The 21,890-nt window shown below is 72.2% G+C and carries 17 protein-coding genes; 9 read left to right on the top strand and 8 right to left on the bottom strand.

Translation table 11 applies throughout. From position 1 onward, the window contains the following. Entirely contained in the window at positions 1–1,242 is a 1,242-nt protein-coding gene (locus AB0A65_RS26470; RefSeq protein ID WP_359955807.1) for a M20/M25/M40 family metallo-hydrolase, read from the bottom strand. A 181-nt stretch (positions 1,243–1,423) separates the two neighbouring features. On the opposite strand from AB0A65_RS26470, the gene AB0A65_RS26465 reads away from it, so the two are divergent. From AB0A65_RS26465 to AB0A65_RS26455, 3 genes are all read left to right on the top strand, one after another. Then, positions 1,424–2,932 (top strand): serine/threonine protein kinase, encoded by a 1,509-nt coding sequence (locus AB0A65_RS26465; RefSeq protein WP_359955804.1) that lies wholly within the window; start codon positions 1,424–1,426, stop codon positions 2,930–2,932. Between the two features lie 80 nt (positions 2,933–3,012). Then, the gene (locus AB0A65_RS26460; RefSeq protein ID WP_359955801.1) at positions 3,013–3,912 is read left to right on the top strand and encodes a DUF1838 family protein; all 900 of its coding nucleotides are present in this window, start codon (positions 3,013–3,015) and stop codon (positions 3,910–3,912) included. Positions 3,913–4,029: 117 nt separating this feature from the next. Further along, a complete protein-coding gene (locus tag AB0A65_RS26455; protein WP_359955798.1) occupies positions 4,030–4,857 on the top strand; it encodes an SAM-dependent methyltransferase in 828 nt (275 codons plus the stop codon). A gap of 82 nt (positions 4,858–4,939) precedes the next feature. On the opposite strand, the gene AB0A65_RS26450 is transcribed toward AB0A65_RS26455, so the two are convergent. The 4 genes from AB0A65_RS26450 to AB0A65_RS26435 all read right to left on the bottom strand — a co-directional run bounded on the left by AB0A65_RS26450 (position 4,940) and on the right by AB0A65_RS26435 (position 11,633). Then, on the bottom strand, positions 4,940–6,157 hold the full coding sequence (locus AB0A65_RS26450; RefSeq protein ID WP_359955795.1) for a S8 family peptidase: 1,218 nt from the start codon (positions 6,155–6,157) through the stop codon (positions 4,940–4,942). Positions 6,158–6,593: 436 nt separating this feature from the next. Then, positions 6,594–7,775: a S8 family peptidase gene (locus AB0A65_RS26445; RefSeq protein ID WP_359955793.1), complete on the bottom strand. Its 1,182-nt coding sequence runs from the start codon at positions 7,773–7,775 to the stop codon at positions 6,594–6,596. A gap of 257 nt (positions 7,776–8,032) precedes the next feature. Further along, positions 8,033–9,586, bottom strand: a complete 1,554-nt coding sequence (locus AB0A65_RS26440; protein WP_359955790.1) for a S8 family serine peptidase — start codon at positions 9,584–9,586, stop codon at positions 8,033–8,035. Positions 9,587–9,827: 241 nt separating this feature from the next. Next, positions 9,828–11,633, bottom strand: coding sequence for an ABC-F family ATP-binding cassette domain-containing protein (locus tag AB0A65_RS26435; RefSeq protein WP_359955788.1), 1,806 nt, complete (start codon positions 11,631–11,633; stop codon positions 9,828–9,830). 365 nt (positions 11,634–11,998) lie between these two features. Between AB0A65_RS26435 and AB0A65_RS26430 the strand changes: the two genes are divergently transcribed. The 4 genes from AB0A65_RS26430 (at position 11,999) to AB0A65_RS26415 (ending at position 17,679) form a co-directional block, all read left to right on the top strand. Beyond that, on the top strand, positions 11,999–13,849 hold the full coding sequence (locus AB0A65_RS26430; protein WP_359955785.1) for an ATP-binding cassette domain-containing protein: 1,851 nt from the start codon (positions 11,999–12,001) through the stop codon (positions 13,847–13,849). Next, positions 13,846–15,639 (top strand): ABC transporter ATP-binding protein, encoded by a 1,794-nt coding sequence (locus tag AB0A65_RS26425; RefSeq protein WP_359955782.1) that lies wholly within the window; start codon positions 13,846–13,848, stop codon positions 15,637–15,639. Before AB0A65_RS26430 ends, AB0A65_RS26425 begins: the two co-directional genes overlap by 4 nt. 89 nt (positions 15,640–15,728) lie before the next feature. Continuing rightward, on the top strand, positions 15,729–16,439 hold the full coding sequence (locus AB0A65_RS26420; protein ID WP_359955780.1) for a hypothetical protein: 711 nt from the start codon (positions 15,729–15,731) through the stop codon (positions 16,437–16,439). Positions 16,440–16,527: 88 nt separating this feature from the next. After that, positions 16,528–17,679: a hypothetical protein gene (locus AB0A65_RS26415; protein WP_359955777.1), complete on the top strand. Its 1,152-nt coding sequence runs from the start codon at positions 16,528–16,530 to the stop codon at positions 17,677–17,679. Between the two features lie 7 nt (positions 17,680–17,686). Here the strand turns inward: AB0A65_RS26415 and AB0A65_RS26410 are convergent, their stop codons facing one another. The 3 genes from AB0A65_RS26410 to AB0A65_RS26400 all read right to left on the bottom strand — a co-directional run bounded on the left by AB0A65_RS26410 (position 17,687) and on the right by AB0A65_RS26400 (position 20,699). After that, positions 17,687–18,478 carry a hypothetical protein gene (locus tag AB0A65_RS26410; protein ID WP_359955774.1) on the bottom strand — a complete coding sequence of 264 codons (792 nt, stop codon included), beginning with the start codon at positions 18,476–18,478 and terminating at the stop codon, positions 17,687–17,689. After that, the gene (locus AB0A65_RS26405) at positions 18,475–19,626 is read right to left on the bottom strand and encodes a pentapeptide repeat-containing protein (RefSeq protein WP_359955772.1); all 1,152 of its coding nucleotides are present in this window, start codon (positions 19,624–19,626) and stop codon (positions 18,475–18,477) included. The genes AB0A65_RS26410 and AB0A65_RS26405 overlap by 4 nt, the downstream gene beginning before the upstream one ends. A gap of 68 nt (positions 19,627–19,694) precedes the next feature. Next, positions 19,695–20,699, bottom strand: a complete 1,005-nt coding sequence (locus tag AB0A65_RS26400; RefSeq protein ID WP_359955769.1) for a helix-turn-helix domain-containing protein — start codon at positions 20,697–20,699, stop codon at positions 19,695–19,697. A gap of 53 nt (positions 20,700–20,752) precedes the next feature. Between AB0A65_RS26400 and AB0A65_RS26395 the strand changes: the two genes are divergently transcribed. Next, positions 20,753–21,088: an anti-sigma factor gene (locus AB0A65_RS26395; RefSeq protein WP_359955766.1), complete on the top strand. Its 336-nt coding sequence runs from the start codon at positions 20,753–20,755 to the stop codon at positions 21,086–21,088. A gap of 86 nt (positions 21,089–21,174) precedes the next feature. Beyond that, complete coding sequence (locus AB0A65_RS26390; RefSeq protein ID WP_359955763.1) at positions 21,175–21,465, top strand: DUF1905 domain-containing protein; 291 nt, start codon at positions 21,175–21,177, stop codon at positions 21,463–21,465. The last annotated feature ends 425 nt before the right edge of the window (positions 21,466–21,890 follow it).

The following is a 21,890-nucleotide window of genomic DNA, read 5'->3' as shown; positions in this document are numbered from 1 at the left end:
TCAGCAGGAGGTGCGCTCGGCCAGCCAGGCCGACATGGCGCGCACGCCGTGGGCGATCGCGCCCTCGTCGGGGGTGAACGTCGGGAAGTGCGGGTACGAGGTGACGATGTCCGCGCCGGGGGAGCGGACGCCGAGGTACGTGTAGGTGCCGGGGATCTCGTCCAGGTACAGGGCGAAGTCCTCACCGCTGAACGGGATCGCGGCGTGGACGACCGCCGTCTCGACGTCCCGGCGGTCCAGGAACCGCTTGAGCCCGTACGCCTCCGGGGCCGGGAGCACCATCGCCGGGAACGGGTCGTTCGGGAACACCGCGGTCCCGCCGTAGGACCGGGCGAGGGCGTCGATGTCGGCCCTGACCTCCGTGTACCGGTCCTCGGGCCAGCACCGGGACGCGAAACCGACCGTGCCCTCCTCGGCCTCGGCGCGGGTGTACACGAACTCCGCGAGGGGGCCGTCCTCGATCTGGAGGTCCGCGATGAGCCGCTCCAGGTCGGCCGAGCCCTGCGGGACCGACACGGTCGCGAGCGCGGCGATGTCGGCCGCGAGCCGGGCGGCCCGGTCGGCCGCGTCGGCGCCGTCGAGGACGACCGTGCCGCGGTCCTGGCCCGGGAGCCCGGAGCCGGGGTTGATCCCGAGCATCCCGACGGGCATGGGGCCGCAGTGGAGCGCGTGGATCTCCTCGGGCCGGTACGTCGAGAGGACGCCCGCGTCGATCATCGCGCGGGCCCCGGCAAGGGTCTCCTCGGCGGGCTGGAACACGAACACGACGGTGCCGTGCAGCCGGTGCCGCAGCCGCGAGAGCACCAGCGCCGCACCGACGCCGACGGTGGTGTGGATGTCGTGCCCGCACAGGTGCAGCGGCGCGGTGCCGCCGCCGATCTGGTCCTCGGCGGGGACGGCGTCCATGTCGGCCCGGTAGGCGACGGTGCGGCCGCGGTGGCGCCCGCGCAGGACGCCGACGACGCCGTGCCCGCCGACGCCGGTGGTCACCGACAGCCCGGCGGCCCTGAGCTGCGCGGCGACCCGGGCCGCGGTGCGCGACTCGTCCCCGGGGCCTTCGGGGTGGGCGTTGAGGTCGCGGCGGAACGCGATGAGGTCGGCTTCGAGCCGGTCCACCTCGGCGTCAATAGCGTTGAGCCGCAACGACGCAGTGGCGGGGGACGGGAGTCCGATCGCGGCGGCGACGGCCGCGGAGCCGAGGAGCACGCGGCGGCTGAGGCGGGAGAGACGGGGTGCGTTCATGGTTTCCTCCGAACGGAAGTGGATGCCCCGATTCTCGATCCGCCACGGCCCCCGGCGCAGTCATGCAGGCCCCCGGAACGGCGGTCGGGCAGGCCCGTCATGACGTTCGCGTGAGCGATGCGTGGCGGGCGGTGCCACGATCACCGGACCCACTACCGCACAACCGCTTGCGAGGATCGCCGTGCAGACCGGATCGATGATCGCCGACCGCTACCGACTCGACGCCCCGATCGCCTCGGGCGGGATGGGCTCGGTGTGGAACGCCCGCGACACCAGGCTCCGGCGCGCCGTCGCCGTGAAGATCCTCAAGTCCGACCTGGAGCAGGACGAGACCGCACGGGCCCGCTTCGAGCACGAGTCGCAGGCCGTCGCGTCCCTGCGCCACCCGGGGATCGCCGCGCTCCACGACTACGGCGAGACCCCTGGCGAAGCGGGCGGGACGCTCGCGTACCTCGTCATGGAGCTCATCGAGGGCCCGACGCTGACCGCGCGCCTGCGCGAGGGCCCGCTGCCGCACGCCGACGCGATGCGCCTGACCGCGGAGGTCGCCGCGGCCCTCCACCACGCGCACGGGCACGGCATCGTCCACCGGGACATCAAGCCCGCCAACATCATCGTCGACCCGGGCGGCCACGCGGTCCTGGTCGACTTCGGCATCGCGCTCTCGCCCGGCCGCGGCACGATCACCGAGTCGGGGATGCTCATGGGCACCCTCTACTACGCGTCCCCCGAGCAGCTCGAAGGCCGCCCGCTCACCGGCGCCACCGACGTCTACTCGCTCGGTGCGGTCGCGTACGAGTGCCTCTCCGGCACACCGCCGTTCACGGGCGACACCGCCGGGACCATCCTCAACGGACACCTGAACCAGCCGCCCCCACCGCTCGACCCGGCGCTCCCGCCCGCGCCCGCCGCCGCGATCCTCCAGGCCCTCGCGAAGGACCCGGGCCAGCGGTGGGCCACCGCCGAGGACTTCGCGCGCGTGTGCCGCGAGGCGGTCGCCGATCCGCTGACGCCCCAGCCGGTCTCGCCGGTCCTGGCGATCCCCGGCGCGGCGCAGCCGTGGACGCCGCCCGCAGGGGCCGTGCCCTTCGAGCCCGTCACCGCCGCGGTCCCCGCGCCCCGCCGCCGGGCCCGCCGCCTCCTGTTCGCCGCCCCGGCGGCGGTCGCGGTCCTCGCCGCCGCGGTCGTCCTCGCCCTGTCGCCGTGGAGCCGGGCCGACGACAACGGGGACGGCGCGACGGGCGTCATCGAGACCCGCAGCGCCGCAACGGAGACCACCACCCAGGCCGCCACCGGCACCGGCTCGCCCTCGGCCGACCCGTCGTCCCCCGCGACCGAGTCCCCGACGGCGGACGCGACGTCCGAGGCCGCCGCCTCCGAGTCCGAGGACGACGGCGGCGGCTCCGAAGGCGGCGGTGGCGGCACCGACCCGACGGAGGACGAGGGCGGCCAGGTCGAGCCCGGCGCGGCGTCCGTCCCGGACGTCACGGGCATCTGGTACACCGACGCCCGGGACGAACTCGTCTCCGCCGGTTGGGAGTCGGTCGCCTACGACACCGTCACCGACGACCCCGGCAACGGCCAGACCGAATGCTCGGTCGTCTACCAGAACCCCTCCGGAGGCACCCCGACCTACTACGACAGCACCGTGACGCTGACCTACTGGGAGACGTTCCCCGGCGCCTGCTGACCGGCGCGGGGTCGTTGACAGTGCGTCCCGGTTCGACCACACTGGAGGCCGTTCGCGCCGCCGGAATGCCGAGGAGATCCATGCCGTTCGAGGACCCCACGCACCCCGCGCCCCTGTACCGGCTGGTGGAGTCGGCCTTCGGGCGCGCCTACCTGCGGCTGCTGGGGCGGCCGGACGGGGAGGACATGGTCTACCGGATCTCGGGCTCGGTGTACGCCGACGTGCCGGGGGACGCGCTCGCCCCGGACCTGCGGCACGGGGCGAAGCTGTTCGGCTTCGAGGGCTTCAACATCCGGCGCCTGCACCGCGAGCCCGGGACGGACCGGCTGCACCTGCTGACGCGCGAGATCGTCTTCTACACGGACCCTGCGAATCCGGCGAAGATCCTGACCGAGTGGGCGAACCCGGTGGACGGGCGCACGTACCCGGTGGTGCCCGTGAACAACGACGCGGTCAACCAGGGGCCCTTCCCGATCGGCGCGTCGTTCACCGGTCCGCCGCCGCGGGCCGCGCACGGGCAGTTCGTGTGGACCCTGGACATCCCGCCGCGCACGGACCTGCGTGCGACCCTCGGCGACGACTTCGGGCTGCCGGGCGGGGTCTACACGACGTTCGAGCTGTTCGACTTCATGGTCGCAGAGGACGTGGTGGACGCGTGCCGCCACCGCCGGGTCCCCGAGGGCGCGATGCCGGTGGTGAACACGTGGACCCGCTCCAGTCCCTGGCCGCCGTTCACGGGCCTGGCGGAGTCCGAGACCGGCGGGGCGGGCGTCGTCTACCACGCGCGGTCGTGGACCCTCGGCGGTTTCGAGGAGCTGGAGCAGTGGCTCAAGGACGCCGTGCGCGCCGACTACCCGCTCTACACGGCCGCCCCGGAGGAGCCGGGGCCGAGCCAGACGTCGTGGAGTTCGTTCTGGGCCAAGCAGCTCGGTGAGGGCGCGATGACGTGGGACGAGTGGCGCGAGGTGAACGGCGCCTGAGAGGCGAAGCCGCACAGCGGGTCCGGCGCGCGGGCCCGATGGGCGGTACGGTCGACTGCAGACCCCCTGCGGGGCCCCGGCCCCGCGCCTCCGTTGCTTCGAGCAGGAAGGCCGGCCATGCACGACGACCAAGACATCGAGCTGCCTCCGGGCACCGACACCTCCGTTCCGGCAACGGCGCGGGTGTACGACGCGCTGCTGGGCGGGACGACGAACCTCGCGGTGGACCGGGCCGCGGCCGACGTGTTCGCGCAGCACATCCCGCAGGCGCGCGAGTGCGCGAAGCTGAACCGCAGCGCCCTGATCCGGGGCGTGGAGTACCTGGTGCGGACGGCGGGGATCGACCAGATCCTCGACATCGGGTGCGGCCTGCCGTCGGCGCAGAACACGCACCAGGTGGCCGCGGGCCTGAACCCGGCGGCGAAGGTCGCGTACGTCGACCACGACCCGATGGTGGTGGCGCACGCGGAGATGATGCTCGCTGACGCGCAGGGCGCCATGGTGTTCGAGGCGGACCTGCTCGATCCGGACTACATCCTGTCGCGCACGGAGCTGCGGGCGTTCCTGGACTTCGACCGGCCGGTGGCGCTGCTGCTGGTGGGGATGATCATGCAGATCAGCGACGAGCAGCGCCCGAACGACATCATCGCGGCGCTCATGGGCGCCCTGCCGACGGGCAGCCACCTGCTGCTGTCGTCGTGGCCGGACACGGGCGAGGCGGCGCAGGCGGCGCTGTCGGCGGCGTGCATCGAGACGCTCGGGAACGGGTGGATGCGGCCGGTCCCGGTGCTGGAGAGCCACTTCCTGGGCATGGAGATGGTCGCGCCGGGCCTGGACTACATCCCGCGGTGGTTCCCGGAGGAGCCGGACCGGCCGGTGCGGGCGGTGGAGGACCTGGAGCCGTACGAGCGGACCCAGATGGCCGGCATCGCCCGGAAGGTCTAGGGACGCAAGGGAAAAGCAGGGCCCGCGCCGTGAGGCGCGGGCCCTGCCTTCTCATCACTTCAGATCGTTAGCCCAAGCTGTGCTACTGGAGAAAAGCCGTGTTCAGCAGCAGGTTCGGGCTGCCGTTGACGCCGGAGACGGCGTCGGGGACGGCGCCTTCGGTGAGGGCGGCCGCGACCTCGTCGGGGGTGGCGTCCGGGTTGGACTCCAGGAACAGCGCGGCGACGCCCGCGACGTGCGGGGTGGCCATGGAGGTGCCGGAGATGGTGTTCTCGGCGTCGTCGGCGCCGATCCACGAGGAGGTGATGCCCACGCCGGGGGCGAGGATGTCGACGCACTCGCCGAAGTTGGAGAAGGACGCGGCGGCGTCGTCCTCATCGGTGGCGCCCACGGTGATCGCGGAGGGCTCGGAGCCGGGGGACACGTTGCAGGCGTCCTGGGACTCGTTGCCGGCGGCGATCGCGAAGGTGACGCCGGAGTCGACGGCGGCGGCGATGGCGTCGTTCAGGGCCTGGCTGAAGCCCCCGCCGAGGCTCATGTTGGCGACGGCCGGGCCGGTGGCGTTCTGGGCGACCCAGTCGATGCCGGAGATGATCCCGGAGTAGGAGCCCGAGCCGTTGTCGTCGAGGACGCGGACGGCGCGGATGGTGACGTCCTTGGCGAGGCCGTAGGTGGTGCCGCCGATGGTCCCGGCGACGTGGGTGCCGTGGCCGTGGCCGTCGGCCGGGTCGGTGTCGTCGTCGACGAAGTCGTAGCCTTCGCCAACGCGCCCTTCGAACTCGGTGTGGGTCGCGTTCAGGCCGGTGTCGAGCACGAACGCCTCGACGCCGGAGCCGGTCTGCGTGTACTCGTAGGAGGCGTCGAGCGGGAGCGCGTCCTGGTCGACGCGGTCGAGGCCCCACGACGGCGGGTCGGTCTGGACCTCGGAGACGTAGGCGAGCTGGTCCTGCTCGACGTAGGCGACGTCGTCGTCGGCGGCGAGTTCGAGGGCCTCGGACTCGGTCAGCTCGGCGACGTAGCCGTTGACGGTGTCGAGGGTGTGCTCGATGTCGACGTCCACGCCGAGGTCGTCGGCGAGGGCGCTCAGGCCGGGGGCCTGGTCTTCGAGGACGACGATGTAGGACCCGTCGATGGCGTCGGGGGAGTCGGCGCCGATGATGGTCGCCTGCGCGGGCTCCTCGGCGTTCGCGAACGAGGTGGCGGCGATGGCGGACCCGCCGGCGGCGACCGCTGCGGCGGCGATGGCCGCGGCGGTGCGCACGTGTCGGCGCTGGGGCTTTCTGGTTCCTGCCGTAGACAAGAGGAACTCCTTCGGTTGTCCCCGGCGGGCGCGGTGCTTGGGTCGCGCCGCCCGGGGGGAGGGTTTTCGGGTGGGGCCCGGTGCTCTGGGGGGAGCGGGGGTGGGCCCCGGGGTCCGGCGGCGTCGCCGTGCGGCCTGCCGTGCCGCCCGGTTCGAGATCGGGCGGCCCGGCGAAGCGCGGACCGGGCCCCCTCGGCCCGGCCCGCGTCACCCGTCCGGGCGCTGCGGCCGTGCGACGGGCCGTCAGGCCCTGGCAGTGAGCCTAAACGAGAGAACAAATCGTGTAAAGGGTCCGTACCGGATTTATAGTTCAGTGAATGAACAACTACCGCCAAGTGTCCGAAACAGACGAACGGGCTGAGGCGCTGCGCACCAGGGGGTGCGCAGGGCTTCAGCCCGTTCTGGTCAGCGGCCTGTCGCGGGGCCGCTCACCGGGTTAGAGGTAGGTGTAGAGCAGCCGGTTGGGGCTGCCGGTGCCGGGGCTGGTCACGACGCCGGTGGTGGCGTTGGAGGTGATCCAGCTGGAGACCGCGGACGGGGACGCGCTCGGGTTCGCCTGGAGGTACAGGGCGGCGACGCCCGCGACGTGCGGGGAGGCCATCGAGGTGCCCGAGATCGTGTTGGTCGCGGAGTTGGACGAGTACCACGCCGAGGTGATCGACGAGCCCGGCGCGAAGACGTCCACGCAGGTCCCGTAGTTCGAGTAGGAGGCGCGGGCGTCGGTGGAGGTGGTGGCGCCGACGGTGATGGCCGAGGGCGTGGAGGCGGGGGAGCGGTTGCACGCGTTGGTGGACTCGTTGCCGGCGGCGACCACGAAGGTGACGCCGGAGGAGACCGCGGAGGCGACCGCGCTGTTGAGGGACGCCGAGTAGCCGCCGCCGAGGCTCATGTTGGCGACGGCGGGCTTGATGGCGTTGGTGCGCACCCAGTTGATGCCGTTGATGACCCCGGCGGTGGTGCCGGAGCCGGAGGCGTCGAGGACGCGCACGCCGTGGAGCGTGACGCCCTTGGCGACGCCGTAGGTGGTGCCGCCGACGGTCCCGGCGACGTGGGTGCCGTGGCCGTTGCCGTCCTGCGGGGTCGAGTCGTTCTGGATGAAGTCGTAGCCGTTGCCGACCCGGCCCGTGAACTGGGAGTGGGAGGCGTTGATGCCCGTGTCCACGATGTACGCGTGGACGCCCGCGCCGGTGTAGTTGTAGGTGTAGGTGCCCGACAGGGGGCGGTTGCGCTGGTCGATGCGGTCGATGCCCCAGGTCGCGCCGGTCTGCGTGGCCTGGGTGGTGAACGCGGCGTTCTGCTCGACGAACGCGACGCCGTCCTGCGCGGCGATCTCCCGGGCTTCGAGCTCGGTCGACTCCACGAGGAACGCGTCGACGCCCCGGTAGGTCTCGACGACGTCGGCGCCGCCGCCTTCGACGCTCTTGACCTGGGTCGAGAACGACGCGTCGTCTTCGAGGACGACGATGTACTCGCCCGCGATGGCCCCGGCGGCGTCGTCGCCGAGGATCGAGCCGTACTTCGGGGCGGCCTCGGCCGCGGTCGCGGTGAACGCGAGGGCGGTGAGGGCCGCTGCGGCGAGCGCCGCTGCGGCGCTCGTCCTCTTTCTGATGGGTGACATTGGACATCGGTCCCTTCGGGTGGTCCCGGCGAGTCCGGTGCCGGGACGGGGGTTTTTCAGGGTGGTGCGGGGATCGGTGCGGCGCCCGTCCGTCCGGGGTGGACGGGCGGGCACCGGGTCCGGTGCGATCGTACGGGTGCCGGGCGGCCCCGGTCCGCTCCCGCCGGGGCGACGGCTCCAGGTCGCGGTCTCCGGCGGTCGCGGCCGACGGGGAGGGTCCGCCGCGGTCACCCGCTATTCAGTTGTGGGGGGGCGGATCAGAGTTCGAGGGTCCAGTTGTTGAGCGTCCCGGTGTCGCCGGAGTAGGCGTCGGTGACGCGCAGCGTCCAGGTCCCGGCGGCGGTCTCGTTCGCGAGGTTCACCGTGTAGGTCGCGTTGACGTTGTCGGCCGAGTCGCTCGCGGAGGAGGTCTTCAGCGTGTAGGCGGTGCCGTCGGGGGCGATCAGGCTGATGGCGAGGTCGCCGCGGTAGGTGTGCGTGATGCTCACGGCCACGGTGCTGTTGGAGCGGGCGGTGCCGTCGCAGGCGAGCGTCAGGGTCGAGTTGACGGTGGCGCGGTCGGCGATGGCGGTCGCGGTGGAGTTGGTGGCGGCGCAGTCGCTCGGCTCGGGGTCGCCCCCGCCGTCCTCGTCGCCGGTGTACAGGAGCAGGTTCGGGCTGCCCTGGACGTCGGAGACGCGCCCGGCGCCGGCGTTGCCGGTGATCCACTCGGCCACGTCGTCGGTGGTCGCACTCGGGTTGAGGCCCAGGTAGACCGCGGCGGCGCCCGCGACGTGCGGGGAGGCCATGGAGGTGCCGGAGATGGTGTTGGTCGCGGTGTTCGAGGAGTACCACGCGGAGGTGATGTCCACGCCCGGCGCGAACACGTCCACACAGGACCCGAAGTTGGAGAAGTACGCGCGGGTGTCGGTGTCGTCCGAGGCGGCGACGGTGATCGCGGAGGGCGCGGAGGCCGGGGACACGTTGCACGCGTCCTGGTCCTCGTTCCCGGCGGCGACCGCGAAGGTCACCCCGGCGTCCACGGCGGCCTCGACGGCGTTGTTGAGCGTCGCGGAGTAGCCGCCGCCCAGGCTCATGTTCGCCACGGCGGGCTCGATGGCGTTGGCGGCCACCCAGTTGATGCCGTTGACGACGCCCGCGGTGGTGCCCGACCCGGCGTTGTCGAGGACGCGGACCGCGTGGAGGGTCGCGTTCTTCGCGACGCCGTACGTGGTGCCGGCGACGGTGCCGGCGACGTGCGTGCCGTGCCCGTTGCCGTCCTGGGGGGTGGAGTCGTTCTGGATGAAGTCGTACCCGGCGCCGACGCGCCCGGTGAACTCGCTGTGCGAGGCGTTGATGCCGGTGTCCACGATGTACGCGTGGACGCCCGTCCCGTCGCCGAGGTACTCGTAGCTCCCGTCGAGCGGCAGGTCGAGCTGGTCGATCCGGTCGATGCCCCACGTGGCGTTGGGCTGCACGTCCGCGATGGAGACGACCGCGTTCTGCTCGACGAACGCGACGCCGTCCTGCGCGGCGATCTCCCGGGCCTGCTCCTCAGTGGACTCCACGAGGAAGGCGCCGACCTCGCCGTAGGAGGCGACGACGTCGGCGCCGCCGCCCTCGATGCTCTTGTTCTGCGCGGAGAACGAGGCGTCCTCGTCGAGGACGACGAGGTACTCGCCGTCGATGACGTCGGGGGAGGCGGCGTTGAGGATCTCGCCGAGCGGTTCGGCGTGGGCGGCGAGGCCGCCGAAGGTGAGCGAGCCGACGGCCGCCGCGCCTGCGATGGCGGCGGCGGATATCCGGCGGACGGAACGGTGCGAGACGGTCATAGGGGGGTACTCCCTCTCGGTTCAGTTGTTCACCGCGCGAAGCGAAAAGATGGGACGCATCCGTGCGGAGCACACAGTTCGGTGGAACCGGCCCTTTCGGGCTTTCACACCGAGGTTAGGGAAGTCACAACATAAAGTGAAGACCCTGGAAGACCCCCATAAATCAGTGAATGAAGAGTCGGTTACCAACCGGTATGACCGGGTCGGGAACTGGTAGGATGTTTGGTCCGCCCGCGGCGCCCTACTCCGCGAGCTCCATCCACCGCTCCTCGATCCCGTCCCGCTCCTCTTCGAGCGCCGCCAGCTTCCCTTGCAGCTCAGACAGCTTCGCCGGGTCCGTGGCGAACTCGGCCATCTCGGCGTGCACGACCGCGATCCCCGCCTCGGTCTTCTCCAGACGCCGCTCCAGTTTGGACAGCTCCTTCTGGACGGCCCGGTCCACCGCCCCCGACGCCTTCGCCGCCGGGGCCGCCGCCTGCGCGGCAGCGGCGGGCCGGTCGGCCTTCGGGGCGTCCCCGCGCCGCTCCAGGTACTCCTCGACGCCGCGCGGCAGCATCCGCAACCGCCTGTCCCCCAAGAGGGCCCACGTCTCGTCGGCGACCCGCTCGGTGAAGTACCGGTCGTGGCTCACCACGATCATCGTCCCCGCCCAGTCGTCGAGCAGGTCCTCCAGCTGCGTGAGCGTCTCGATGTCCAGGTCGTTCGTGGGCTCGTCGAGGAACAGCACGTTCGGCTCGGCCATGAGCAGCCGCGCCAGCTGGAGCCGCCGCCGCTGCCCGCCCGAGAGGTCCCGCACGTGCGTCCGCTGGCGCCCGCCGACGAACCCGAGCCGCTCGGCGAGCTGCCCGGCGCTCATCTCCTTCTTCCCGAACTGGACCCGCTTGGCCACCAGCTCGATCGCCTCCAGGACCCGCCAGGACCCGTCGAGGTCCTCCATGTGCTGCGTCAGCCACGCCAGCTTCACCGTGCGGCCCACCTTGACGCGCCCGGCGGCGGGCTGCCGCTCGCCGGTGCCGTCCCAGTCGGCGGCCTGCGCGAGGGTGCGCAGCAGCGAGGTCTTCCCGGCGCCGTTGACGCCGAGCAGCCCGATCCGCTTGCCCGGGCCCAGGATCCAGTCCAGGTGCTCCAGAAGCGTCTGCTCCCCGGCCTTGACGGTGACGTCCACGGCCTCGAACACGGTCTTGCCGAGCCGCCCGGTCGCGAAGGACACCAGCTCGGCGGTGTCGCGCGCGGGCGGCTCGTTCGCGATGAGCTCGTTGGCCGCGTCGATCCGGAACTTCGACTTCGACGTGCGCGCCTTGGGGCCCCGGCGCAGCCACGCCAGCTCCTTGCGCATGAGGTTCTGGCGCTTCTCCTCGGCGACGTTCGCCTGCCGCTCGCGCTCAGCCCGCGCCAGCACGTACGCCGAGTAGCCGCCGTCGTACTCGAAGACGCTGCCGCGCTGCACGTCCCAGATCCGGTCGCAGATCTCGTCGAGGAACCACCGGTCGTGCGTCACGACGGTGATCGCCGCGCGCGTCGAGTTCAGATACCTTGCGAGCCAGGCGATGCCCTCGATGTCGAGGTGGTTCGTCGGCTCGTCCAGCAGCAGCAGGTCGGCGTCCGCGGTGAGGACCCGCGCGAGGTCGGTGCGGCGCCGCTCGCCGCCCGAGAGGACGCCGATGACGGAGTCGAGGCCTGCGGGGAGCAGCGGCGCGTCGAGGCCGCCGAACAGGCCGGCGAGGATCTCGCGGACCTTCGGGTCCGAGGCCCACTCGTGCGCGTCGAGGCCGCCGAACAGGGCCTCGCGCACCGTCCTGGCGTCGTCGAGGCCGTCGGTCTGGCCGAGCACCGCCACCCGGGTGCCGCCGGTGTGCACGACGCGGCCCGTGTCGGGCTCGTCGGCGCGCGCGATGAGGCGCAGCAGGGTGGACTTCCCGTCGCCGTTGCGGCCGACGACGCCCACGCGCTGGGAGGCGGCGATGCCGAGGGAGACCGCGTCGAGGATGACCTGGTCGGGGTAGGCCTTCGAGACGGCTTCGAGATTGACGAGATTGGGCGCTGACACGAGGGACAAGCCTACCCGCCGCCCCCGCCCGCCCCCGGGCCGCGGCGACCGGCCGTGCCCCGGCCCGTCTTGACCCGACCCCGGCCCGCCGCGACCCGGCCGCGATCCGGCCCCGGCCCGCCCTGACCCAGCCCCGATCCGGCCCTGACCCCGGCCTGATCCGGCCCCGGTGTGGTCGCCGCCCCACCCGACCGGGTGACACCGGCGCCTCCGGGGCCCGTTTTCGTCGGACCCGGCGCGGAACATCGCACCTACCTTTCCCCTCGGGAGGGTGGGGGCTGGGGACGGCCGACGGGGATGCGCCCGCGCCGCGACCCTGATATGGTGTCATCGCAAAGTCATTATGACGTCATGAATGGATTCATATGGCACCCCCGCTGAACCCGCGCTTCGAGGCCGCCCGCGCCGTCCTCGCCGTCGTCCGGCTCCTGCCCCGCATCAGCCGCCCCCGCACCGCCCTCTTCGCCGCCACCACCGTCCTCACCGCCGCCCTCCCCCTCGCCATGACCATCGCCACCGGCCTCCTCATCGGCGCCGTCCCCGCCGCCGCAGCGGCCGGACCCGGCTCACCCGAAGCCCGCACCGCCTACCTCCTCCTCGCCGCCGGCGTCGCCGCCCTCCTCCTCGGCCGCCTCGCCGCCAACCTCCACAACGCCGTCGCCTTCAACCTCGGCCGCGACCTCGAACTCCTCCTCCAAGACCGCCTCCTCGCCGCCGTCGCCCGCCCCGTCGGCATCACCCACCTCGAAGACGACGAAGTCCTCGCCCTCCTGCGCATCGCCCGCCAGCTCGGCGCCGACTTCATCCGCCCCGAACGCGCCATCCGCGGCCTCGCCGCCATCGCCCCCGAATTCCTCGCCGCCGCAGGCGCCTCCGTCGTCCTCGGCTTCTTCAACATCTGGATCGGCCTCGCCTGGCTCCTCGCCTGGCCCGCCATCTTCATCGCCATGCAGGCCGACTACACCCGCGTCGGCAAGACCGCCTACCTCCGCTCCACCGAGATGCGCGAGACCGAATACCTCCGCGACCTCGCCATCACCGCCGAACCCGCCAAAGAGATCCGCGTCTGGGGCCTCATGGGCTGGCTCCTCGACCGCTACGACCGCCAATGGGCCGACCGCATGGACTACTCCGCACGCCACCAGCGCCTCAGCCCCCGCACCGCCGTCGGCGTCATCGGCACCCTCCTCGCCCTCACCGTCACCACCGCCGTCGCCCTCGCCGACGCCGGACTCACCGGCGCCGTCGGCTTCGCCGCCCTCGCCGTCTACCTCGTCGCCCTCACCACCATGTTCAACTTCTCCGCATTCGACGACACCGCCGCGTTCCTCAGCCTCGGCTCCCTCCCCGTCCCCAAAGTCCTCGCCCTCGAAGACCGCCTCACCGGCGGCGAGCACCCCGCCACCGCCGAACTCCCCACCGCCGCACCCCAGCACGCCATCCGCTTCGAGAACGTCGACTTCTCCTACCCCGGCGCCGCCCGCCCCGTCATCGAAGGACTCGACCTGGAGATCGCCGCCGGCACCTCCCTCGCCATCGTCGGCCACAACGGCGCCGGCAAGACCAGCCTCGTCAAACTCCTCGCCGGCCTCTACGAACCCACCGGCGGCCGCATCACCGCCGACGACACCGACCTCGCCCACGTCGACCCCGCCGCCTGGCGCACCCGCCTCTCCGCGCTCTTCCAGGACTTCACCCGCTACCAGCTCACCGTCCGCGACAACATCGCGTTCGGCGCCCCCCACCTCGCCGGGGACACCGACCTCATCTGGAAAGCCTGCGAGCCCATGGGCATCCGCGCCCTCATCGAATCCCTCCCCAAAGGACTCGACACCGTCCTCTCCAGCGAATACGGCGGCGGCACCGACCTCTCCGGCGGCCAATGGCAGCGCATCGCGCTGGCCCGCGCCCTCTTCGCCGTCCAGGCCGGGGCCTCCGTGCTCATCCTCGACGAGCCCGCCGCCGCCCTCGACGTGCGCGCCGAAGCCGAGCTGTACGAGCAGTTCCTCGACATCACCGCCGGACTCACCACCATCGTGATCTCCCACCGGTTCTCCACCGTGCGCCGCGCCGACCGGATCGTCGTCCTCGACGGCGGCCGCGTCGTGGAGGACGGCTCCCACGACGAGCTCATGGCCCTCGGCGGCCGCTACGCCGAAGCGTTCACCCTGCAGGCCAACCGCCTCGCCCGCACCGCGCCCCTGGAGTCCGAATGACCACCCGCATCCGCAACGGCCTCCGCGGCCTGAAGTACGCACTGGCCGTGGGCTTCCGCTCGCACCCCAAGGCCACCACCGCGCAGATCGTCCTCGGCGTCCTCCAGGCGATCCTCATGCCCACCACGGTGTACCTCACCAAGGTCATCATCGACGCCGTCCAGAACGGACAGACCCGCGAGGCGTGGCTCGCCGCCGCCGGGCTCGGCCTGGGCGTCGCGCTCATCTGGGCCGTGGTCTTCGCCTACGTCAAGCTCGTGTTCCTCGTCCTCGACCACACCGCCCGCGCCTCCGACCGGGAGATCATGGAGCTCATGGGCACCCCGCCCGGGCTCGACCACCACGAGCGGCCCGACCACCTCGACCAGGTCCAGCGCATCCGCGAAGACCGGTGGCTGCTCTCCGGGGCCGTCAACTGGCTCGCCCAGTGCCTGCGCGCGTTCGTGACGATCGTCCTCGGCGGCGCGCTCCTCGCCGCCGTCCACCCGCTGCTCCTCGTCTTCCCGCTCGTCGCCCTGGGCGCCATGGCCATCGCCAAACGCGCCGGCGACGTCGAAGTCGAAGTCCAGGAGGCCACGAGCGAACCCGAACGCCGCCGCCGCCACCTCTTCGAAGTCGCGACCCTCGCCGAATCGGGGAAGGAGCTGCGGGTCTTCGGGTCCGCCGCCGAGATCCGCCGCCGCCACCACGAGACCGGCACCGCCGTCGTCGCCGAACGCAACCGCGGCCAGTGGAAGGCCGCGCGCATCGCCACCGGCGAGGGCCTCCTCTCCGCCGTCGGCATGGCCGCCGGCATCGGCATCGTCCTCTACCTCGCGATCCGCGGCCAGGCCACCGCCGGCGACGTCGTCCTCCTCGTGTCCCTCATCGGCATGGTCGCCAACGCCGCGGGCGGCATCGCCATGCAGTCCGCGCTCCTCGTCCGCACCGGGAAGCTCGGCACCCGCCTCATCTGGCTGCGCGCCTACGCGACCGAGTCCAGCGGCCCCGCCGTCCCCCTCCCCGTCCCGGCCCGCCTCGACGACGGCATCCGCCTCGACGGCGTCACCTTCGCCTACCCCGAGTCCGAACGGCCCTCCCTCGACGACGTCACCCTCACCCTCCCCGCCGGGAAAGTCGTCGCGCTCGTCGGCGAGAACGGCGCCGGGAAGACCACCCTCGTCAAACTCCTGTCCGGTTTCTACCGGCCGACCTCCGGCGCCATCAACGTCGACGGCACCGACATGGCCCACTTCGAGACCGACGAGTGGCGCGAGCGCATCGGCGCGACCTACCAGGACTTCACCCACTTCGAGTTCACCGCCCGCGAGACCGTCGGCATCGGCGACCTGAAGAACGGATACGACGACGACGCCGTCCGCGCCGCCATGACCCGCGCCGGCGCCGAGGACGTCATCGACGACCTCCCCTCCGGCCTCGACACCCGCCTCGGCTCCCGCTGGGACCACGGCACCGACCTCTCCGGCGGCCAGTGGCAGAAACTCGCCATCGGCCGCGGCCGCATGCGCCGCGACCCGCTCCTCGTTGTCTTCGACGAGCCCACCGCCGCCCTCGACCCGCAGACCGAGCACGCCCTCTTCGAGCGCTTCGCCGAAGAGGTCCACGCCGGACGCGCCCGCGGCACCGTCACCGTCCTCGTCTCCCACCGGTTCTCCACCGTCTCCATGGCCGACCTCATCGTCGTCCTCGACGGCGGCCGCGTCGCCGAATCCGGCACCCACGACGAACTCATGGCCCGCGGCGGCGCCTACGCCGAGCTGTACACCCTCCAGTCCTCCGCCTACCGCTGACGAACCCCGCCCCGCCGCCTCCATACAATGCGCAAGGTCCCGGCCCGCCCGGGCCGGGACCTCACCTCTCCGAAACCGGATGCGCCCCAATGGAACACGAACCCGACGAACCGCGCACAGACACCGCAGCGCCCGCCGTCCAAACCCCCGCCGCCGACACCCCCGGCACCGCCGACGGCGAAACCGACACCAGCGGCACCGAACCCGCCGAGACACCGGCCCCTGAAGGCGCCATCGGCGAGATCACCGTCGAACCCGGCACCCCCGGACCCGGAACCGAAGCCGCCCAACCCGACCCCGAACCCGAACCGGGCCCCGACCTCTGCCTCCACCGCGTCCGCCTCCGCGACCTCACCCCCGGCGGCCGCGCCCTCGTCGCCCTCGGCCTCCTCGCCATCGTCCTCGCCGGACTCGTCCAACTCGCCGCCCTCTTCGCCGGCGGCATCTTCGTCACCCTCGGCGCCGACTTCGACGAACGCGCACTCGCCCAAGGCATCCTCTTCATCCTCGGCTCCATGTTCGGCATGATCGGCGTCCTCGCCCTCCCCGGCACCTGGCGCCGCCTCCACCGCCCCGAAGCCCCCATCCTCTGGCTCACCGTCGCCGGCGCCCTCCTCACCGTCGCCGCGTTCTACCTCATCGGCCACACCGCCGCCCTCCCCTGGGCCGCCGCCGCCGTCGCCCCCAACCTCGCCGTCGCCGCCCTCCTCGCCTACCTCCGCACCGTCCTCGACCCCCGCGAAACCTGCGACACCAACCCCGCCCTCCCCAACCGCTCCCGCTACCTCCGCCACCCTTGACGCCCCCGCCACCCGCCCCCTAAACTTCCCTCACCCCACCCGCCCCCACGGCCGGGACCTTGCCCTTCGCGTCACTGAAAGCCCCAATATGGATAACCAAACGCCGGAATCGGCGCGAATCGACCTGCCCATAACCGTCGAATCCGCCGAACCCCAGACCCCGGCCGCCCCGACCCGCGCCGCCGCGGCCCACTGCGTCCACCGGGTGCGCTGGAGCGACCGGGCGTTCCTGTCGAAGTACGCGACCGCCCGGCACTCCCTCGTGGCCATCGCCGCGTTCGCCGTCGCAGCGGGGTGCATGGCCGAAGGGGCCCAGGCGATGAGCGCGGGCCTCGACAGCGCCGCGGACTTCCAGGCGCGTTTCGGCATGTACCTCGGCCTGCTCGCCATGTTCGCCGCGACCACCCTCGCGGCCGGCCCGATCGAGTACTTCCGCACCCTCCGCAGCGCCCACCGGCCGAACCGCCGCGTCTTCATCCTGCACAACATCGGGCTGATGGCCCTGGGCGGCTTCGTGTTCACCATGTCCCCGGACCGGGAGTGGCTCGTGTTCGTGCTCGTCCCACCGGTACTGATGATGCAGTTCCTCGGCGCCCTCCGCCTCCAGCTCACCGAACGGTCCTCCTGCGCCGCGGACCCGGAACTCCCGCTGGTGCTCCGGCGCGCGCGCCGCGGCGTGCAGCCCGAGCCCGCCACCGACGAGGAGCGCACCCACTCCTTCGGGCACAGGGTGGTAGTCGAGGGCTTCGACTCGTGGAAATGCCCCCACATGATGTGGTGGCGGCAGCTGCGGCGACGGGCGCAGCTCCAAACACTCCTGGCCGACGGGGTCCAGAACGTGTACCTGCTCGGCGCGATCGCCGTCGCGACCGCGCTGGTCGTCAACGACGACCGCCTCGGGATCCCCGAACTCGAAGGCGTGGGGCTGATCCCGTTCGTCCTCGTCGCCGTCCTCGCGGTCCTGAACAACCTCGCCTACCAGGCCGCGATCGCCGGCCCGCACCTGCACCGCGCGCCGATGCACGTCGTGGTCTGGTCGGCGGCCGCCTACCTGCTCACCGCGTCGCTCGCGGCGTGGACCGCCGTCCAGCTCGACCGCCCGTACCTGTGGGCGGTGGTCCCGCTGGCGCTGTACCTGACGTACCTGCTGATGGAGCGGACCGTCACGCAGACGCCGGCGTCCCAGTGCAAGGCCCGGCCCGGCCTCCACCCGCGCATCCTCGCGGAACTGAAACCCTGACAGCGCCTCAGAACATCACGGCCCGGTTGGGGTGGTCCTCTGCGGCGGGGCAGTAGTAGAGCTGCAAGGTGTAGCCGCGGCCGATGAGGACGTCGACCGGGTCGGCGAACTCCCAGCCGGTGTCGGCCTCCTCGACCGGCTGCCAGCTGCCGGTGCCGCCGTCGAACTCGCCCGATACGGCCGTGAGCAGCGGCAGTTGCAGCTCCCCGCAGTCGCACGCCACCGGGAACGGGTCGATGATCCCCCAGACCCCGCCGTGGCCGAGCGCCTTCCAGCCCGGCGCCTGGGCGTCCCGGTGCGGGTACTCGGTGATCGCCTCCGGATGGAGCACGCACCGGGTCGGCACGTAGTTCTCGTTGCAGACCAACGGAACCGGCGCTGACTCGATCGTTGCCCCGACCGAACGGGCGGTGCGCCAGCGCACGAGGAACTCCGGGTTGTACGGCGCCTCGCCCTCCGGGTGGTCCCGCGGGCACCACAGGACCTGGAGGAGGTCGAACCGGTCGGGCCAGGGCAGGCCCGGCACGTCCCGGTAGTACAACTGCGCCACCGGGATCAACGCCTCCGGCACGCGCTCGCCCGGATCCGGGAACGGTTCGTCGCACAGGTCCTCGTGCTCCAGACCGCATACGGGCCACGGTTCGTCGGCGGGCCACCGCAGCGGGCCGCCGATCGAGCTGGTGTCCACGGTGGGCTCCCCGAGGCGGGGGTGGAGGCGGATCGCGGTGCGCGCCTGGGCGTCGAGCTGCGGGAAGAGCCCGAGGAGGTCGTGGGGCCGCGGCGGGGTCGTGCGGGTCACCGGTCGTCGCCGTTCTCGGGGAGGCGGAGGACGTCGCGGTCGTCGGCGAGGTTGAACACCGGCGGGTGGGACCAGTCGGCGACGCGGGAGAAGTCGAGGACCGCGGCGTCGATCTCGGGGCGGTCGAAGATGACCGACGTGCCGGTGAAGCTGGCGCCGTTGAAGTCCAGCAGCGGCGCGGGACCGACCACAAGGGATGCACACACGGTCTTCGTGAAGTGGACCTGGCCGCCGGTGAACGCCGTCCCGTCGAACGCCACGTCCCGGGCGAAGTGCGCCGAGCTGAAGTCGAGGAGCCCCGCGGCGATCGTCATCTCCGACAGCAGGACCGGGCCCGAGAACCGCGTCTCCGTGAACCGCAGCCGCGCCCCCAGGAACCGCGCCCGCGTGAAGTCCACCGGGCCCTCGAAGCGGACCCGCGAGAAGTCGATCGTGCCCGCCGTGAACCGCCCGAACGCGAACGAGACGCGGCCGAGGAACAGGGCGTCGTTGAGGTTCCCGCCGTCGAGGTTCGTTCCGGTGAAGTCGAAGTCGTGCTCGTGCCAGGTGCGGCCCGGCACCGGCGCGCGGCGCAGGCGGCCGCCGACGACGTTGATGACGGTGTGCCGGATCAGCCGCTCCTCCAGGACCGCCCGGAACCGCGGCGGGTCGTTGGCGGCCTCGCGCTCGTGGCGGAACGGGGGCGTCTCGTACGGCATCCGCACGTACGCGCAGAGGACGTTGATGCAGGTCTGGCGGCCCGCGTCCCAGTCGTCGGCGAGCGCGGCCATGGCGTAGACCCCGGCGAGGCGGTTCGCGGCGTGGTCGGAGGACAGCTGGTCGGCGGCCGAGGCGAAGCGCTCGTTGAACAGCTTCGTGGCCTCGCGGACCTCCGTGGCCTCCGTGATGCGCTGCTTGCGGTAGGAGACGGTGAGTGCGATGACGCCGCCGACGCCCGCGATCGCGTAGAGGGACAGGCGGATGACCTCAAGGGTGGTGCGGTCGTCGGGGTCTGTGCTGAGTGGAGAGGTGAGGTCGCTGGTGAGCAGCCACAGTAGACCCGAGAGGAGTGCCGACGCCAGGACGACCATGAGGAGGACGTGCACGGAGAGCGGGTAGGTGGGCCGCTCAACACCGCTGCGTTTGAACGCGGTGCGGAAGGCGCTCATGGGATCGCGAGGGTTCGGCATCGTTCGGTTGTACCAGACGGAGGCGACAATTCGGTATCCCGAACGGTTCAGCCCCCGGTCACAGCGCTGTTGGACACGCCGCCGATCGCCTTCCCGAACGCTCGCCGGTACGCCGCGGGCGTCGTCCCGAGCCGGTCCCGGAACCGCCTGCGCAGGTTCAGGGCCGAGGACAGTCCCACCCGGGCGGCGATGGCCTCGATCGGGAGGTCCGTGTCCTCCAGCAGCGCCTGCGCGGCCGAGATCCGCTGCGCCAGCAGCCATCTGCCCGGACTGACGCCCAGCTGCTCGTCGAACCGCCGCGCCAGCGTCCGCACCGACACCCGCCCCCGCTCCGCGAGATCCTCAACGGCCAGCGGCTCGTGCAATCTCTCGGAGGCCCACTCCAGCACCGTCCCAAGCGATTCCGAGGGCTCCCCGGCGGCCCCTACCGCGTACTGCCGTTGCCCGCCCTCCCGGTGCGGCGGCATCACCATGTGCCGCGCGATCCGCCCAGCCAGCCCGGCCCCGTGGTCGCGCCGCACCAGGTGCAGGCACAGGTCGATCCCGGCCGCCGTCCCCGCGCTCGTCGCGATGTCGCCCAGGTCCACGTACAGCGCATCGCAGTCCACCTCGACCTCCGGGTACCGCGACGCCAGCTCCTCCGCGTACCGCCAATGCGTGGTCGCGCGGCGCCCGTCGAGCAGCCCCGCCTCCGCGAGCAGGAACGCCCCGGTGCAGATCGCGACCATCCGCACCCCGCGCGCATGCGCCGCCCGCACCGCGGCCAGCACCGCGGGACTCGCCTCCGAGTCCTTCTTCGCCCACGCCGGCACAAGCACCGTGTCGGCCGCCTCCAACGCGTCGAGCCCCTCGGTCACCGCGAGCGCGCACCCGCCCGACTTCGTCGGCACGATCCCCGGCCGCTCGGTGCACACCGTGAACGAGTACCGGCTCGGCAGATGCGGCCGGTCCAGCCCGAACACCTCGGCGGCGCTCGCCAACTCGAACTCGGCCTGCGGGGGTTGGACGAGGGCGACGACCCGGTGGAGCTCCATGGCATGAAAGTACTCCATGATGACGATCCTGTCACTGTCGCGCACGCCCGCCACCGGGCAGACTCGGACCCATGAACGGGACCATGAGCAAGGCGCGCAACGGCATCCAGGCCGCCCAGGTCGACGCGGTCAAACCCGTCGAGGTCGCCCCGGGAGTCATCTGCCGCCACCTCCCCGGCGTGGGCCCCGCCGACGGCTGGCTCTACGACCTCGTCCCCGGCATCGAATGGCCCGAATCCGACCTCCACCCGGGCCTCGCCCGCGCCTACTACGTCCTCTTCGGCGAGATCACCTTCGACGACCGTCACCTGGGCCCCGGCGCCTACCTCGTCCTCGCCTCCGACGACCACTTCCACCCCCGCACCACCACCGGCGCCCGCCTCCTCGGCACCACCCTCCCCGGCTGACCCCACCCGGCAGGCCCCACCCCGCGCCCACCGGCCCACCCGGGATCGGGGCCCCGGGTGTCGGTCCGGGTTCGTATGCTCGGGGCATGGAACTGGAGTTCAGCGGCGAGATCTGGCACTGGCGCGGCCCCGCGCCCTGGTTCTTCGTGTCCGTCCCTGAGGACGGCTGCCGTGAACTGGCGGCCGCCTCGGCCGTGGTCAGCTACGGCTGGGGCATGGTCCCCGTGACCGCCGCGATCGGCGACGTCACCTGGTCCACCTCCCTGTGGCCCAAGGACGGCGGCTACATCGTGCCCCTGAAGGCCGACATTCGCAAACGAGCCGGGGGTGTCGACGAGGGCGACACGGTGACGGTCCGCCTGGAGGTCGACATGTGATGGGCCCGGACGGGCTGGTTAGTGGTTTGCGGGCGGCCGACCTGGTGTGGTCGGCCGCCCGCGGCTTGCCCCGCGGGGGCTGGTACCGGCGGGGACCGGGTCGCGGGTGGCTTCCCGCGTCTGGCCTTGGTATGGCGACGTTCGCGAATTCCCCTCTGTCGCCGCCATCCCGCCGATACCGGATGGCGTTTTTGCTATCTACTACAACAGGTGGGGCAGCGAAGTGTCGAATGTGAAGGAGCTACTTGTGGATAACTCTGTGGGTAGTGGTGTCGGCGCTGGTCGCGGGGGTTGTGGATAAGTCTGTGGATGCCGGAGGGGCGGACCGCGATGCGGTCCCCCCCACCCGGCCAATTGATGGTTTGTAGCTGGTGCGTTGTTTGTGCGGGTGTGGCTTTTTGCATTTACGGGTGCGGCTTTACATG

It is taken from the genome of Glycomyces sp. NPDC047010, assembly GCF_040644205.1.
GTDB lineage: Bacteria > Actinomycetota > Actinomycetes > Mycobacteriales > Micromonosporaceae > Glycomyces.
The sequence above is the reverse complement of the archived record's forward strand: the minus strand, read 5'-3'. Positions and strand labels throughout refer to the sequence as shown.

What these genes read in the sequence shown, in the direction of transcription:
- AB0A65_RS26405 (WP_359955772.1), bottom strand. Translation starts at nt 19,626, where the DNA reads ATGAGCGCCTTCCGCACCGCGTTCAAACGCAGCGGTGTTGAGCGGCCC.
- AB0A65_RS26400 (WP_359955769.1), bottom strand. Translation starts at nt 20,699, where the DNA reads ATGGAGTACTTTCATGCCATGGAGCTCCACCGGGTCGTCGCCCTCGTC.
- AB0A65_RS26470 (WP_359955807.1), bottom strand. Translation starts at nt 1,242, where the DNA reads ATGAACGCACCCCGTCTCTCCCGCCTCAGCCGCCGCGTGCTCCTCGGC.
- AB0A65_RS26395 (WP_359955766.1), top strand. Translation starts at nt 20,753, where the DNA reads ATGAACGGGACCATGAGCAAGGCGCGCAACGGCATCCAGGCCGCCCAG.
- AB0A65_RS26440 (WP_359955790.1), bottom strand. Translation starts at nt 9,586, where the DNA reads ATGACCGTCTCGCACCGTTCCGTCCGCCGGATATCCGCCGCCGCCATC.
- AB0A65_RS26460 (WP_359955801.1), top strand. Translation starts at nt 3,013, where the DNA reads ATGCCGTTCGAGGACCCCACGCACCCCGCGCCCCTGTACCGGCTGGTG.
- AB0A65_RS26445 (WP_359955793.1), bottom strand. Translation starts at nt 7,775, where the DNA reads ATGTCACCCATCAGAAAGAGGACGAGCGCCGCAGCGGCGCTCGCCGCA.
- AB0A65_RS26390 (WP_359955763.1), top strand. Translation starts at nt 21,175, where the DNA reads ATGGAACTGGAGTTCAGCGGCGAGATCTGGCACTGGCGCGGCCCCGCG.
- AB0A65_RS26420 (WP_359955780.1), top strand. Translation starts at nt 15,729, where the DNA reads ATGGAACACGAACCCGACGAACCGCGCACAGACACCGCAGCGCCCGCC.
- AB0A65_RS26430 (WP_359955785.1), top strand. Translation starts at nt 11,999, where the DNA reads ATGGCACCCCCGCTGAACCCGCGCTTCGAGGCCGCCCGCGCCGTCCTC.
- AB0A65_RS26425 (WP_359955782.1), top strand. Translation starts at nt 13,846, where the DNA reads ATGACCACCCGCATCCGCAACGGCCTCCGCGGCCTGAAGTACGCACTG.
- AB0A65_RS26415 (WP_359955777.1), top strand. Translation starts at nt 16,528, where the DNA reads ATGGATAACCAAACGCCGGAATCGGCGCGAATCGACCTGCCCATAACC.
- AB0A65_RS26455 (WP_359955798.1), top strand. Translation starts at nt 4,030, where the DNA reads ATGCACGACGACCAAGACATCGAGCTGCCTCCGGGCACCGACACCTCC.